Source organism: Candidatus Accumulibacter phosphatis, from assembly GCF_000024165.1.
Classification (GTDB): domain Bacteria; phylum Pseudomonadota; class Gammaproteobacteria; order Burkholderiales; family Rhodocyclaceae; genus Accumulibacter; species Accumulibacter phosphatis.
In genome coordinates this window covers 1216674-1231646 of the sequence record NC_013194.1, presented here as the reverse complement: position 1 = coordinate 1231646, position 14973 = coordinate 1216674, and the positions used below count along the sequence as shown (strand labels likewise).

Genomic DNA, 14973 nt, shown 5'->3' with positions numbered 1-14973 from the left:
GGCGTCGAAAGGATGGACCGCTGAAGACCGTCCGGGTAGACTAGTCAGTTGGACTACAACGCACGCAGCACCCAGGGGGAGAACATCGTCATGCAGATCAACGTGGAAACCAAGCCGGTCGCCTCTGCTGCCTACAACACCAGGAAGAAACGGCTCGTCGAGACGATCGACCGGCTCTATCACCGCGGTGCCAAAGTGCCCCTGCAAAAGGTGATCGCACGGGTTCACCCTGCCGACATGGCGTCGATTCTCGACGAGCTTCCCCCAGCACACGTGGTGGACATCTTCTACGCGATTACCGACACCGAGATGGCGGCCGAAGTTTTCCATCAGCTATCGCCAAGTCTGCGCACGGAGGTGATGACCGAGTCGCCCGTCGACAAGCTGGCGGCCGTGCTGCAGCACCTCGCCCCGGACGACCTCGCCGACCTGATCGGCGATCTGCCCGATGATCAGCGCGCGCAGCTGATGGCACTGCTCGACCGTGAAAGCAAGGACGAGGTCGAAAGCCTCCTGAAGTACGACCCGAACAGCGCCGGCGGCATCATGACCACCGACTTCTTCTCGCTGCCGCACACGCTCACCGTCGAAGAGGCCATCGAGAATATCCGCAGCCGCGAAGACGTCGAGATGGTCTTCTACCTTTACCTGACCGACGAGGCGGGGCGGCTGGTCGGCGTGGTGTCGCTGCGCCAGTTGCTGCTCGCCCGGCCCGGTACGCCCCTCGACAAGGTCATGAACCGACGCGTCATGAAGGTGACGACGGACGCCGACCAGACCACCGTCGCCATGCTGGTCGAGAAGTACCACCTGCTCGCCGTACCGGTGGTGGACGAGGAGAACGTGCTGGTCGGCATGGTCACGGTCGACGACGTCATCGACGTCCTCGAAGAGGAAACGACTCGTGACATGCTGAAGATGGCCGGTACCAGCGAGTCGGAGACGCTCACCCACTCGGCTTTCAAGATCGCCGGGATACGCCTGCCGTGGCTGCTCGCCGCGTTCATCGGCGGCCTTGCGGCAACAGCGGTGATCGGCCGCTACGAGGCCATCCTCGGCGAGGTCCTCGTGCTGAGTGCCTTTCTGCCGGTGGTCATGGGCATGGCCGGCAACGTCGGCGTGCAATCAGCGACGGTCGCCGTGCGTGGTCTGGCGACCGGCGCGATCGACGTCCGCGACACGGTACCGCTGGTCCTCAAGGAATTGCGCGTCGGCCTGCTGCTCGGCGGTTTCTACGGCGTCATCCTGGCAATCTACGGGTACCTGATGCACGACAGTCTGGCGCTTGGCGAGGTCGTCGGTCTGACGATCCTCGGCAACATGACCGGCGCCGCCCTGCTCGCCGTTCTCCTGCCGATGCTCTTTCAGCGCCTGAAAGTGGATCCGGCGGTCGCCACGGGACCTTTCGTGACCACTGCCATCGATATCCTCGGCGTCCTCAACTACTTCGTGATCGCCAGCTGGATCTACAAGCTGTAGGCGGCGCGGGCCCCGGTCGAGGCGCCGCGCCGGCGCCCGACAATCCGCACAGATCTCAGGGCTCGTCCCACGGCGCGACCCGCTGCTGGAAGTCGCTCAGTTGCCGAGCCAGTTCGGGCCGCAGGGACTCGATCGCAGCGCCCAGCCAGGCCTGCAGCGCCTCGCCTTTGCGGCCTGGTAGCGCCGCCAGCGTCATCTGCCGGGCTACCGCGAGATCGTTCAGGCGACCGAGCAGTTCCTGCAGGGAAGTCGTCGCCTGAAGGTAGCCCGGCAAGCCTGGGGCCACGACGATCGGGGTGAAGAACTCCAGCGCATAACGCAGTTGCTTGAAGGCGACGCGCAGGCGGTGGCGGGCCGCCACGTCGGCACCGAGAGCATCCGGAGCACGCTCGATCACGCGCCGGAGACGCTTGTTCAGGCAACGCGGCACGAAGGCGGCCAGCGGTCCCGTATCGGCTTCCGGCAATCCCAGGACGGCGGCGGTGAATTCGATCAGCAGCCGCGAGTAGTCTGCCGACCTGAGAGCGCGGCGGGCTGCCTGGCGGCTGCCCGCGCAGCGCCGCTGGCTGTACAGCGCCAGCCGGTCGGTCTCGGAACCATCCGGAAAGGCCGTGCGCAGAGCGGGCAAGGTTTCGGCAATGAACACGTCCCAGTTGCGTGCGTCGCCGAGTTTCGCGGCCAGCCCTTGCCAGAGCGGATCGAAATGCGCGACAAAAGACTCCGGCAGCAGCGGTTCCCAGAGACGCATGGCCGAGCGCAGGCGACGCATGGCGACCCTCGCCTGGTGCACGAACTCGGGCAGATCGCTGTCGCAAACGCCTTCTTCGTTGTTTTGCAGGTGATTGAGGCAGCACAGGGTGATCACGCGAAACGCGCCGATGCTCGGCATCGCGCCGGCGACCGGTGCGGGCAGCGCCTTCGCCGCCGCCGGCGGCGCGTCGGCCAGCAAACGGTAGGCGCGGTCCGACTTGCTGCGCGCTTCCGGGTGTAGCGGCAGCGTCGCCTGCAACTCCCCGGCCAGCAGGAACAGATCGCCGACTGCTCCGGCAAGCAGTTCGAGTTCGATCTCGCGAATCGTCCGCCGGCGAGCCTGCGCTTCTATCAAGCCGCGATCGAGCGCCAATTCGACGCGCACACCGCTGCGTGGTTCGAGCAGCCAGGCCTGGCGCGTGAAGCGAGTGGTGAAAATCGGCTGCAGTTGATCGCGCACCGACTCGAGCAGGCCACGGACGACAAGGTCATCGACATTCCAGAAGTCGAACTCGCCCGGCCGGCCCGGAACCTCCCACTCGCTGCGTTGCGCCAGCCCGCCGCTGAGGAGCGCGGCGGTCTTGACCGTAAGGAGCCACTCGCGGCCCTTGCGGCGATAGCGCACGACAACCCGTTCGCGCCGCAGACGGCCATCCGGAGTGTCGTAATAGGTATTGACGAGGAGTTGCCTATGCGGCTCGACGCCGGCCAGCAAGGGATGCTTCGCCAATTGACTGGCGGTACGCGCCGACAGGGAAAACTTGATCTCGGTTTCAGTGGCCATGCAGACCCTCGTGCGGTGGAAGGCTGATCAGGACATCTTCTCGATCAGGTGCGCCTTGAGCTGAGCACGCCCCGAAGGATTGGCCATGGCGATGATCGTGTTGCCGGCCTGGATGACGTGATCGACCTTGGGATTGAACACCCAGGCTCCATCCTCCTCACGCAGGGCCAGGAGAATGTAGTCGGGGCTGCGCAGACGCAGATCGCCGACCCGCGTCGGCGGGAAATTCGCCGGCACCGGCACCTCTTCGACGCGCACGTTCTTGTCCGACCGGATCATCTCGTCGAGAAAACCGACGACGTGCGGCCGGACCATTGCCGACGCCAGACGAATGCCGCCGGTGAAGTCCGGCGAGATCACGGTGTCGGCGCCGGCCTTGGTCATCTTCTCGACATTTCGCAGTTCCTGGGCGCGCGCCACGATGCGCAGGTTCGGATTGAGCTGCCGCGCCGTGATGATGATCATCAGATTGCGCGAATCATCGCCAGTGACGGCGAACAAACCCCTGGCATCCTCGATGTCCGCTGCTTCCAGGAGATCGTCGTCCGAGGCGTCGCCGTGCAGATAGAGCAAACCGGGAAAGCGGTCGAGATTCTCCTCGAAACGCGCTTCTTCGACATCGATCGCCACGTAGTGACGGCCGGTGTTGTGGAGTTCCCGCCCGACACTGCGGCCCACGCGGCCAAAACCACAAATGATGAAATGCTGCCGCAGTTTCTGGATGCGTTTTTCCATCCGTCGTCTCCGAAGGGACTGATCAAGATCCTTCTCGAGGAAGAACACTGACAGGCTGGTGAAAAGAAAGGTCAGCGCCCCCAGGCCGGCAATGGCCATGATGCCGGCAAACAGGCGATCATTGAGCGAGTGCAGCGGAACGATCTCGCCGTAACCGACGGTCGAGATGGTGATCAGCGTCATGTAGAGAGCGTCGGACCAGTTGCCGTGGTCATCGGCAATCTGGTAGAAGCCAAGCGTCCCGACGCCGATCAGCACCAGCACGACCACGCCGGCCCAGATGATGCGGACAATGATGCGCTGCAGTTGTGCAGCGACGCGCAGATCCGATTCGCGTAGGCGGCGCGAGCGGCGAAGCCTCATGCGAGCCTGCAGCGGGCTATCTGGCATGCGCAGGAGAGGAGTCTGATTGGGCTCTTGGGGTCATCGAGGAAACAGACACGCGGTAGGGATCGACAGGCGGCCAGTCACGCAGGCGGTATATGCTGAGCGGGCGAGATTCGCACATCTGCCGGCGATTGTCCACGATTCCGGAGGAGCCCTGCGGGTTGACCAGGACAACGCCTTGCAAGGGAGCCGTGCGCGGCGACCACGCCGTCATCGCGCGACCCTTCGCGCCGGCGCTGCCGGCGATCGTGGCGAGCGGCAGGCAAGCGTTCGCCGGCAACGTTTGGGCACTGATGGTTTACCATCGAGCCCCAAAGCAAGTCTTGCCCTGTCGTCAGCCACCAAACACGCGCCATGCCACTACCGTTGGACGATCCTGCACAAATCACCACCCGCACCCTGGCACATTACGAGCAGCATGCCGAGGACTTCCGGGAAGGAACCCGCGACCACGACGTGAGTCAGAACATCGCCGCTCTCTTGCGACATATCCGAGCGCAGGCGCCATTCACGATTCTCGACCTCGGCTGCGGCCCGGGACGCGATTTGCAGACTTTTTCCCGCCTTGGCCACGTCGCCATCGGCCTGGACGGCGCCGGCAGCTTCGTCCGGATGGCACGCGCCGACAGCGGTTGTACGGTCTGGCATCAGGATTTCGTCAGCCTCGACCTGCCGGGTGGCCTTTTCGACGGGATCTTCGCCAATGCCTCGCTGTTTCATGTGCCCAGTCTCGCCCTGGCGCGCGTTCTGCGGCAACTGCGCGCCGCCCTCAAGCCCGACGGTGTGCTGTTCTGCTCGAATCCACGCGGCCAGAACGAGGAGGGATGGAACGGCGAACGCTACGCCGCCTACCACGACCTCGCCGCCTGGCGAAGCCGCATGGTCGACGCCGGCTTCGTTGAACTCGAACACTACTATCGGCCCCCCGGCCTGCCGCGCGCGCAACAGCCCTGGCTCGCCAGCGTCTGGCGCCGGACCGCGGAATGAGCGACCATCAGCGCCGGCTGGCAGCACCGCGAAACCGTCATTTTCCTCTACCACACGTCGAAGGTCCCCATGCGAGACAAACCCTTCTCCAGACACGGCATCCGCTTCCGGGCCGGACAGCGGATCGCCGAAGCCATCCTCGATTATGTCGGCCAGACGCCGCCGAGCACCGAGCAGAGGCGGCAGAAGCCGCAAGCTCGTGCCCGCGCGCTGGCCCGCAAAGCGGCCCGGCAGGCGGCGCTGACCGCCGGTAGCCTGACGCTGCCGCCTGGCCCGCTCGGCTGGCTGACCCTTCTTCCCGAACTGCGATCCCTGTGGAAGCTGCAGACGCAGATGGTCGCCGACATCGCCGGCTGCTACGGCAAGACGGCCGAGCTCGAGCGTGAACAGATGCTCTATTGCCTGTTCCACCATACCGACCCGCAGGCCGTCCGCGATCTGGTTGCGCAGATCGGCAAACGCCTGGTCGTCCAGCGCGCGTCGCGCCCCGAAGTCCAGTCGGTGGCCCTGAAGATCGGCATGCACATCTCGCAACGACTGATCGGCAAAGGAATCTCGCGCTGGATCCCGGTCTTCGGTGCGCTCGGTGCCGGTGCTTACGCTTACTACGATACTTCACAGGTGGCCGAGACGGCGATCGAGCTGTTCACCGCTGTCATCGAGGTACCGGTGGAGGAAGCGCCGGCGGACTGTTAGAATGGTCCGACAGGGTCTGTGATGAAGGCTAACGGCATGCTGAGCGGCACCGGCAGACATATCGAGGAATGGGCCAACCCGCGGGCGGTAATCTTCCTGACCCTGCTGTTTCTCGGCACGCTCTGGTCGCTGGTCGTCTTCTCGGCGATCACGACTCGCCAGGAGAGCATTGACGCCACCGGTGACCGGCTGCAGCGGATGAACCATGCCGTCGAGGAAGAGACCCGTCGGTATGTCGATCTCGTCGCCGTTTTCCTGGCCGCCTGCGAGCAGTCGCTGGCAGCCAACCCGGCGCACGATCCGCGCAGCGACGCCGTGTTGCGCAACCTGGTCGAAGGCTTTCGAGCGAGAACGGGCGGCGCCATCGACATCCGCCTGGTCGCCCGCGACGGTAGCCTGGTCGACGTCGTGGAAACCGCTGCCACGCCATTGGCCAATGTCGCCGACAGCGATTACGTCAGGGGTGCGCTGGCAGGCCCGGGGCTGTCTATCGGCCACCCGGTGCAGAGCCCGCTTAGCGGTCGCCACGGCTTGCCGGTCGCGCTGCGTTTGCGGCAGCCTGCGCACGACATCCACATCTTGCTCGCCGTCATCGACCTGCCCACCCTGCAAGACACCTACGAGGAGCAGCGCCAGAAACCCGGAGGCACGATCGCACTCCTGCGGCGAGACGGTACGGTCCTGGCCAGCGCGCCCGGCGACGAGGGCTTGCCGGGCCAGTCGATCGCTGACGGAAAACTGTTCCGCGAGCATCTTGCGCAAGAACCGCGCGGCGTCGTTCTGGTGGAGGAAACGACGGGCCGACAGGCCAGGGAGTTCACCAGTTATTCCTCGATGCCCGATCTCCCGCTGGTGATCACGGTGTCGGAGAACTACGACGCGGCACTCGCGCCCTGGTTGCGACACACGCTGTGGATCGTCCTGCTGGCCTTCGGCGTGACCGTACCGACGACGGTCGTCGCCTATCGGTCCTTGCGGCTGCTGCGTGCCCTGGCCAGTCGCGATGCGCAGTTGCATCGGCTGTCAACCACCGACGGGCTCACCGGCGCCAGTAGCCGACAGCATTTCGTGGACGAACTCGCGGACCAAATGGAAACCGCCAGACGCCAGGCATCGGCGCTGACCGTCCTGCTGTTCAATATCGACTTTTTCCAGCGCATCAACGACGGCTACGGGCATGCCGTCGGCGATCAGGTGCTGGTCGCGTTCGCACGCGTGGCACGCGGCTGTCTGCGCGAGCGCGACCTCCTGGGCAGGCTCGGCGCCGGCGAGTTCGCGATCCTCCTGCCCGGCACCGCCGTCGAGGAAGCCGTGCTGGTCGCCGAACGCGTCCGCCGCGAGACTGCCGAGATAGCGATCGCCACCGAAAACGGGACGGTCCAGTTTACAGCCAGTGCAGGACTGACCGCTGCACACATGGCCGACAGCTCCGTTGACGATCTCCTGAAGCGCGCCGCCAAGGCTCTGCATGACGCCAGGACCGGCGGACATGACCGCGTCGTGGTCGCCTGAGGAGTCCGAACACGCTGCCTCGCAGGCTGACCACGACGGTGCGTGGCGCGTGCCCGCAAGGCAAGCCGTAGCCAGCAGCGCCTAGCGCCCCTTCCAGTCGGCCTGGCGCTTGCCGATGAAGGCGTCAATGCCCTCGCCGGCGTCCTCGGTCATCATGTTGCAGGCCATCACCTCCGCGGCATACTGATAGGCGGCTTCGAGACCCATTTCGAGCTGCTTGTAGAACATCTGCTTGCCCATGCCGATAGCCACCGACGACTTGCCGATGATCGAGCGGGCCAGTTTGTCGATCTCCGCATCGAGTGCGTCGCCGGCAACCACACGATTGACGAGACCTTGCTGCTGCGCGGTCCGGGCGTCGATGAAATCGCCGGTGAGCAACATCTCCAGGGCCTGCTTGCGGCCGAGGTTGCGGGACAATCCGACTCCCGGCGTCGCGCAGAACAGGCCGACATTGATTCCGGAAGTCGCGAAACGCGCCGTGTCGGCGGCAATCGCCAGATCGCACATCGACACCAACTGACAGCCCGCTGCCGTGGCGATGCCATGGACACGCGCGATGACCGGCTGCGGCATCTGCGTCAGGGTCATCATCATCCTGCCGCAACGCCTGAACAGGTCCTGCATGAAGGCCTTGTGGCGATTGGCGCGCATCTCCTTGAGATCATGTCCGGCACAGAAGGCCTTGCCGGCACCGCCAATGACCACTACGCGAACCGTCGGGTCGGCGGCGATCGCGTCGAGTTGCCCTTGCAGGGCGGCGATCATCGCCTGCGACAGCGAGTTGAACTGGCTACCGCGGTTCAACGTCAGCGTGGCTATGCCTTCCTCATCAGCACGGAGGACGTAGGGCGCCTCGTGGTCCGGTGTCTGGGGGTTCATCCTTCTCTCCTTGGTGACTGGCTTACTCGATTGCCGCAGAAGACTTCGCCCGGTCGCGGAGAATGAACTTCTGGATCTTGCCGGTCGATGTCTTCGGCAGGGAACCGAAGATCACCCGCTTGGGCACCTTGAAACGCGCCATGTGCTGACGGCAGAAATCGATGACCTCCTGCTCGCTCGCCGTCGCGCCATCACGCAATTCGAGGAAGGCACAGGGCACTTCGCCCCACGTGGCGTCCGGCGTCGCCACAACGGCGGCGGCGATCACCGCCGGGTGCTTGTAGAGAACGTCCTCGACCTCGATCGACGAGATGTTCTCGCCACCCGAAATGATCACATCCTTCGAGCGATCCTTGATCTTCACGTAGCCATCGGGATGCATCACGGCAAGGTCGCCGGTATGGTACCAACCGCCGGCGAACGACTCCTCGGTCGCCTTCGCATTCTTGAGGTAGCCCTTCATCACCAGGTTGCCGCGGAACATGATCTCGCCCATCGTTTCGTGGTCCCAGGGCACCGGTTCCATGGTGGTCGGTTCAAGGACGGTGATCGCCTCCTGCGCATGGTAGCGAACGCCCTGCCGGCCGTTCAGGTCGACCTGCTGCGCCAGCGGCAGCTCCGCCCAATGACCATGCTTGGCGCACACCGCTGCCGGTCCATAGGTCTCGGTCAGACCATACACGTGCGTGAGGTCGACGCCGATGTTGGCCATCGCCTCGATGACCGCGGCCGGTGGTGGCGCCGCCGCGATCAGGCCGCATACCTTCTGTGTGATGCCGGCGCGCAGTTCGGCCGGCGAATTGGCCATCAGGCTGTGAACGATCGGCGCCCCGCAGTAATGGGTGACGCCGTGCGCGCGGATGGCGTCGAAGATCAGCTTCGGATCGACTCGGCGCAGGCAGACGTTGGTCCCGGCGTTGGCAGCCATGGTCCACACAAAGCACCAGCCGTTGCAGTGGAACATCGGCAGCGTCCACAGATAGACGGAGTGCGGCGGCATGCCCCAACTGATGATGTTGCTCATCGAATTGAGATAGGCGCCGCGGTGATGATAGACGACGCCCTTCGGATTACCGGTGGTCCCTGAAGTGTAGTTGAGCGAGATGGCGTCCCACTCGTCGTTCGGGCCGCGCCACGGGAAATCCGGACTGCCGGCGGCAATGAAGGCTTCGTACTCCTGGCTGCCCAGCCGCTCACCCGGACCGCTGTACTCGGAATCGTCGACATCGATCACCATGATCGGCCGCTGCACGGCCGCCAGCGCCTTTTTCACGGTCGGCGAATACTCGCGATCGGTAATCAGCACCTTTGCCTCGCCATGGTCGAGCATGAAGGCTATCGTTTCGGCATCCAGACGCGTATTGAGGGTATTGAGCACGGCGCCGGTCACCGGCACACCAAAGTGGCATTCGACCATCTCGGGCGTGTTGTTGAGCATCGCGGCGACAGTGTCGCCCTCGCCGATTCCCAGTGCGCTCAACGCCGAAGCCAGACGACGTGCGCGGGAGAAGGTCTCGAGCCAACTGTAGCGGCGCTGCCCGTGAATCACGGCCGTGCGCTCGGGATAGACGTAGGCCGTACGGGCAATGAAGGTCAACGGCGTCAGCGGCGTGTAGTTGGCCGTGTTCTTGTCGAGACCCTGTTGGTAGATGTTCTGCATTCCCAGCTCCCCCAATGAAAAGTGTCAAGTCCTTCCTACTGGCTTTCTGCCACCGTCGACCGGCAGCTTTTCAGCGTGCCACGTTTCTCCTGATCATTCAACCACGCCGCCAGCTCGCCGGCCAGCGCATCGCTGGCCCGCACCAGCGCGTTGACGCCGCCGCGGGCGTCAACGCCAGCGGCCGGCTCCTCGACGGCGACCCGCCGCTCGCCGACGATCCGATGTCGGGAATCGAGCAGGCTGGCCTGACCCCGCAGCAGGCCGCGGCTCTGCAGCGGCGTGTCGAAGACCTGCGAGAACTCCTGCAGCTCAAGGCGCAACAGGCAATTCGTCGCCGTCTGGCCACCGCTCCCGACGACCCCGATCTGCTGCCGCAGGCGCTGGGCGAGCAGCAACCCGGGAGCTCCAGCCCAGCGACTTCCCGCGTAGCTGCGCAGCTTCAAGGGATCGTCGTAGAGCAGGCGGTATTCGATGGCCAGCGAGTCGAACCAGTACGGCACCTTGACTTCGAGGGCCAGATTAGACCAATGCCCGACGTCGGCAAGATGCTGAACCGGCATGCCGAAGTCGTAGACGTCGGCCGGTGGCGCCTTGCGCGCGCCACCGGCGCAGGCGGCAAGCAGGCAGGCGACGAACGCCATCAGAAGCCTTTTCATCATCTATCCTCGCGAGTTGGCGGTGGTACAAAGCCGGCCTCACCGGGTCCGGGGGCCGCTTGCGGAACGCCAAAAATCAGGCTCTGCGGTGACTCCTCGAGCATCTGCAGCACGCGGTTGAGCTGACGCGAGCTTGCCGAAAGCTCGCTGCCGAGCTCGTTGAGGCGTGGCGCGAGCGCGCCGATCCCGCCCGGCGATGGGTCGCCGATCAGTTGGTCCAGCTTTTCGCTGACTGACTGGAGGCGGACCAGCAGGCGACGGGCTTCGACGAGTGCCGGCGCCGCCTCGCCGGCCGCCTGCTCGGCGCGGGCGAGCGTGGTCTGCAGCAGGCGAACGTTTTCCGGAGCCAGCAGCTGCCGCAACTGACGGGTCGCGGCGTTGGCATTGCCGGTCGTCGCATCGAGATTGGCCAGTATGTTCGTCAGATGCTGCCGGTTCTCGGCGTCGAGCACCTGGTTGGCACTGGTCAGGAGGTCGCGCGCCTGCCGCAGCGTCGCCGTGCCGGCATCCGACAGCTCCTCGATCAGCGACGACTGCATGGCGATGCGCGGCGACTCGCCCTCGCCGCCGACGAGAGGCGTCGCGTCGGCACCTCTGTCTTCGAGCAGGATGTGGGCAATACCGGTGATCCCTTGGTAGCCCAGCTTGGCAGTCGTCCCCTGGGTGACCGGCACGGCGCGGTCCACATTGATGCGCACCAGGATGTTGCGCACATCCTGCGGATCGAGTTCGATCGACTGCACCTTGCCGACCCGGATCCCGCGATAACGCACTTGCCCTTGCAGACTGAGACCGGTGACATTCTGGCGGGTGACCACCGTGTATTCCTTGGTCGCTTCGTGCCTGCCGCCGAACCACCAGATCGACGCCAGCGCCGCCAGCCCAAGCAACAGGGTGAACAAGCCGGCCAGCAGGGCATGCGAACGGTTTTCCAAGGCTAGCTCACCCCTTGTCCCATGGCCGCGGCCGCGTGCCCGGAACCGAAAAAGTTGTGGATGAAAGGATGCTCGACAGCGAGAACTTCGTCCATCGTCCCGCACGCGACGATCCGGTGATCGGCGAGCACCGCCAGACGCGTGGCGAGGCCCAGCAAGGTCGGGCGGTCATGCGTCACCATCACCACCGTGAACCCCAGCTCCTTCTGCAAGGTCGTCAGCAGCTTGATGAAGTTCTCGCTGCGATCGGGATCCAGCCCGGCGGTCGGTTCGTCGAGAACGAGCAGTTCGGGCTCCAGCGACAGCGCGCGCGCCAGCGCAACGCGCTTGACCATGCCGCCGGACAACTCGGCTGGCATCAGCCGGGAGTGCCTGGGCTCGAGCTCGACCATGGCGAGCTTGAGCAGGACCAGATCGCGGATCAGGGCCTCGTCGAGCAGGCGCAGCTCGCGCAGAGGAAAGGCGATATTGTCGAAAACCGAGAGCGCCGAAAACAGTGCCCCCTGCTGAAAGAGCATGCCGAAACGTCGGCGAACCATTCGCCGACGCTGCGGATCGGCATCGAGCACGGCGTGCCCGAAAAGCTTGACCATGCCCGCGCTCGGTGCCAGCAGGCCGACGATCTCGCGCAGCAGCGTCGTCTTGCCGCTCCCCGAGCCACCGACCAGACCGAGCATCTGCCCGGGCGGCACCTCGAGATTGATGTCGCGATGGATGACGACGTCGCCGAAGCGCGTCGACAGATCGCGAATTTCGATCGCCGGAACCGCGGCCGAGCTCCATTCCGTTGGCACGCTCACAGCGGGATGCCGAAGCTGCGCGTCATGATCGCAAAGACCGCGTCGACGAGAATCGCCACGGTGATCGATGTCACCACCGACGTGGTCGTCTGCGACGACAGGCTCTCCGTGTTCGGCTTGACGCGCAAGCCGAAGTGGCAGGCGACGAGGCCGATCAACATACCGAAAACCAAGCCCTTGCTCATGCCGATCCACAGGTTGGCCACCGGCACGACGCGCGGCAGGGTATCGATGAAGAAACCATATGACAGGTCCATCTGCAGCCGCGCCGCAATCATGCCGCCAACGATTCCGGCTGCCGAACACCAGACCACCAGCAAGGGCATCGCCACCGCCAGCGCGATGATCTTGGGCAGAACCAGCCGCAGGCTGCGCGAGACGCCCATGGTCGCCAGCGCGTCGATCTCCTCGGTCACCCGCATGACGCCGAGTTGCGCGGTCATCGCCGAACCCGAGCGGCCGGCAACCAGAACGGCGACCAGCACCGGGCCCAACTCGCGGACGATGCTGATGCCCAGCAGATTGACGATGAAGACGTCGGCGCCGAAGGTCTTGAGCTGGAGTGCCGAAAGGTAGGAAAGGACGATGCCGATCAGAAAACCGATCAATGCCGTCACCGGCAGCGCCTGCGCGCCGCTCTTGTAGAGGTTGGCGGAAAACTCTCGCCACGGAATGTCGCGCGGATGCGCGCAGAGGTGGCCGACGTCGAGAACCATCTGGCCGACCAGGGCGACCATCCCGGCAAGATTGTCGACTGCAGCAAGGGCCAGGCGACCAGGCACGAGCAGCCAGCCGAGGCGCTCGCTCGGCCTGGCCGGCAGGTCGGCAGGGATCGCCTCGACGCGTTCGAGCAGCAGGCGATGCTCGCCGGACAGCGCGAGCGATGCCGGCCAGCGCCGCCCCCAGCTTCGCCAGAGAACGACCGCCGCAGCGCTATCCAGGCGTGCGATCGACAGCAAATCCCAAGCCGCTTCACGGCTCGCCAGTTCGCGCAGGCGGGCCTCGAAACGGGAAATCGGTTGCGGCAGTGTCGCCAGCGTCCAGTCACCGGCAAGCTGCACCTGCAGCGAGTTCGCCCGATGCACGGTTTCTATGGACGCCACAGCCATTCCGGCCTCACGGCACGCCAGTCTCGCCAGCCACCGGCTTGATGCGCAGCTTGCTGCCGATGCGCCGCCAGATCAGCGTCTCCTCGCTGAGCGCGGCGGCGGTGATCGGGTTGGCCTCCAGCCAGGCAGCGGGGATATCGAGCTGGAAGCCGACCGGCGACTCCTTGACCGAAACGTCGGGCAGCTGATGGTCGTCGCGCGCACGATGCAGGAGAACCGCCAGACGCAGGCAGAACACCAGGCGCCAGTTCGGATCGCCGGCCGGCATCGCCGCCAGCTTCTGGAGCTTGCCGCGCTGTCCAAGCACGAACAGGGCCAGACGCGCCTGATCGCGCTTGGAAAATCCCGGCATGTCCGCATGGCTCAACAGATAGGCGCCATGCTTGTGAAACTCGCTGTGCGCCACGGACACGCCGATCTCATGCAGGGACACCGCCCAGCGGAGGAAGTGCACATCATTCTCGTGCTCCGGCGAGTCGAGCTTGATCAGTTGCCCGAGCAGTGCCACGGCGGTGCGCTCGACGCGCGTGACCTGACTCTGGTCGACCTGATAGCGCCGCCGGAAGTGGACGACGGTCTCGTCGCGGGTATCGTGGTGTTCGAAACGCCCGACAAGATCGTAGAGGACGCCCAGTGGCAGGGCACCGTCGGAATGCGTCATCGTCTCGATCGCCAACTCGGAGAACACCGCCGACATGATCGCGACGGCCCCCGGGAGAATCGGCAGGCGTTCGCTGCGCATGCCCTTGAGGTCCAGCGCCTCCGCCGACCCGGCCCGGATGAGCAACTGGCGCAGCTTCGCCAGACCCACGCGCGTGATACCGGTGGCCGCGTCCGGATTGAGCTCGTTGATCTCGAGGATGTCGGCGAGTTCCTGGGCCGAGCCCGACGAACCCACCGCCTCCGCCCAGCCGACGCGCTGGTAGTCGGCGGCAATCCCCTCGATCTCGCGAGCCGCCGACACCTCGGCCGCGTAGAAGCGTTTCTTGTCTACCTTGCCTTCCGGAAAGAAGCGCTGGCGGAAGCTGATGCAGCCCATGAACAAGGACTCCATCAGCAAGGGTTCGGCACCCTCGCCGATGATGAACTCGGTCGACCCCCCGCCGATATCGACCACCAGACGCCGGTGACTGGCGGCGGGCAGCGCGTTCGCGGCACCGATGAAAATCAGGCGGGCCTCCTCGCGGCCGCCGATGATCTCGATCGGGAAGCCAAGTGCCGCCTCGGCCTGCGGCAGGACGATGTGCGCATTGCGCGCCACGCGCATCGCGTCGGTCGTCACCGCGCGCACCGTCTCCGGCGGGAACCCGCGCAGCCGCTCGCCAAAGCGCCGCAAGGCCTCGATCGCACGCTGTTGCGAGGCATGATCGAGAAGCTTCTCACGCGTCAGACCGGAACCCAGCCTGACGGTGTCCTTCAGCGTATCGAGCGGATGGATCCGATTGCCAACCACTCGCCCGATCTGCAGGCGAAAACTGTTGGACCCCAGGTCGACTCCGGCAATCAGTTCGTAGCTCATGCCCGTTGTTTCTCAGCCGTGTGGCGATTAGTGTGTGCAGGCCGGTAATTCTAGCACCGTCGGCAACGCCTCCACTGACCTG

13 protein-coding genes are annotated in these 14973 nt (G+C 65.1%); 4 read left to right on the top strand and 9 right to left on the bottom strand.

The features are described from left to right. Nucleotides 1-48 precede the first annotated feature (48 nt). Complete coding sequence (gene mgtE, locus CAP2UW1_RS05365) at nucleotides 49-1479, top strand: magnesium transporter (RefSeq protein WP_291912258.1); 1431 nt, start codon at nucleotides 49-51, stop codon at nucleotides 1477-1479. A gap of 55 nt (nucleotides 1480-1534) precedes the next feature. Here the strand turns inward: mgtE and CAP2UW1_RS05360 are convergent, their stop codons facing one another. Both CAP2UW1_RS05360 and CAP2UW1_RS05355 read right to left on the bottom strand, forming a co-directional pair. Then, nucleotides 1535-3013: a CYTH and CHAD domain-containing protein gene (locus CAP2UW1_RS05360; RefSeq protein ID WP_015765646.1), complete on the bottom strand. Its 1479-nt coding sequence runs from the start codon at nucleotides 3011-3013 to the stop codon at nucleotides 1535-1537. 27 nt (nucleotides 3014-3040) lie between these two features. After that, nucleotides 3041-4111, bottom strand: a complete 1071-nt coding sequence (locus tag CAP2UW1_RS05355) for a potassium channel family protein (protein ID WP_015765645.1) — start codon at nucleotides 4109-4111, stop codon at nucleotides 3041-3043. Nucleotides 4112-4489: 378 nt separating this feature from the next. Here CAP2UW1_RS05355 and CAP2UW1_RS05350 point away from each other — a divergent pair, with 378 nt between their 5' ends. The 3 genes from CAP2UW1_RS05350 to CAP2UW1_RS23550 all read left to right on the top strand — a co-directional run bounded on the left by CAP2UW1_RS05350 (nucleotide 4490) and on the right by CAP2UW1_RS23550 (nucleotide 7330). Beyond that, the gene (locus CAP2UW1_RS05350) at nucleotides 4490-5122 is read left to right on the top strand and encodes a class I SAM-dependent methyltransferase (protein ID WP_015765644.1); all 633 of its coding nucleotides are present in this window, start codon (nucleotides 4490-4492) and stop codon (nucleotides 5120-5122) included. Nucleotides 5123-5191: 69 nt separating this feature from the next. Next, nucleotides 5192-5818 carry an EcsC family protein gene (locus CAP2UW1_RS05345; RefSeq protein ID WP_015765643.1) on the top strand — a complete coding sequence of 209 codons (627 nt, stop codon included), beginning with the start codon at nucleotides 5192-5194 and terminating at the stop codon, nucleotides 5816-5818. Nucleotides 5819-5839: 21 nt separating this feature from the next. Next, nucleotides 5840-7330 carry a sensor domain-containing diguanylate cyclase gene (locus CAP2UW1_RS23550; RefSeq protein ID WP_015765642.1) on the top strand — a complete coding sequence of 497 codons (1491 nt, stop codon included), beginning with the start codon at nucleotides 5840-5842 and terminating at the stop codon, nucleotides 7328-7330. A gap of 81 nt (nucleotides 7331-7411) precedes the next feature. Here CAP2UW1_RS23550 and CAP2UW1_RS05335 read toward each other — a convergent pair whose 3' ends face one another. From CAP2UW1_RS05335 to CAP2UW1_RS05305, 7 genes are read right to left on the bottom strand one after another with little or no spacing between them, the layout of a single operon-like run. Further along, on the bottom strand, nucleotides 7412-8212 hold the full coding sequence (locus tag CAP2UW1_RS05335; RefSeq protein WP_015765641.1) for an enoyl-CoA hydratase: 801 nt from the start codon (nucleotides 8210-8212) through the stop codon (nucleotides 7412-7414). 22 nt (nucleotides 8213-8234) lie between these two features. Then, the gene (locus CAP2UW1_RS05330) at nucleotides 8235-9872 is read right to left on the bottom strand and encodes an acyl-CoA synthetase (protein ID WP_015765640.1); all 1638 of its coding nucleotides are present in this window, start codon (nucleotides 9870-9872) and stop codon (nucleotides 8235-8237) included. Nucleotides 9873-9907: 35 nt separating this feature from the next. Beyond that, on the bottom strand, nucleotides 9908-10531 hold the full coding sequence (locus CAP2UW1_RS05325; protein WP_081444104.1) for an ABC-type transport auxiliary lipoprotein family protein: 624 nt from the start codon (nucleotides 10529-10531) through the stop codon (nucleotides 9908-9910). Next, nucleotides 10528-11463, bottom strand: a complete 936-nt coding sequence (locus tag CAP2UW1_RS05320; protein WP_015765638.1) for an MlaD family protein — start codon at nucleotides 11461-11463, stop codon at nucleotides 10528-10530. The genes CAP2UW1_RS05325 and CAP2UW1_RS05320 overlap by 4 nt, the downstream gene beginning before the upstream one ends. Nucleotides 11464-11465: 2 nt before the next feature. Beyond that, nucleotides 11466-12263 (bottom strand): ABC transporter ATP-binding protein, encoded by a 798-nt coding sequence (locus CAP2UW1_RS05315; RefSeq protein WP_015765637.1) that lies wholly within the window; start codon nucleotides 12261-12263, stop codon nucleotides 11466-11468. Beyond that, entirely contained in the window at nucleotides 12260-13372 is a 1113-nt protein-coding gene (locus tag CAP2UW1_RS05310; protein ID WP_015765636.1) for an MlaE family ABC transporter permease, read from the bottom strand. The genes CAP2UW1_RS05315 and CAP2UW1_RS05310 overlap by 4 nt, the downstream gene beginning before the upstream one ends. A gap of 7 nt (nucleotides 13373-13379) precedes the next feature. Further along, entirely contained in the window at nucleotides 13380-14891 is a 1512-nt protein-coding gene (locus CAP2UW1_RS05305) for a Ppx/GppA phosphatase family protein (RefSeq protein WP_015765635.1), read from the bottom strand. Nucleotides 14892-14973: the final 82 nt, after the last annotated feature.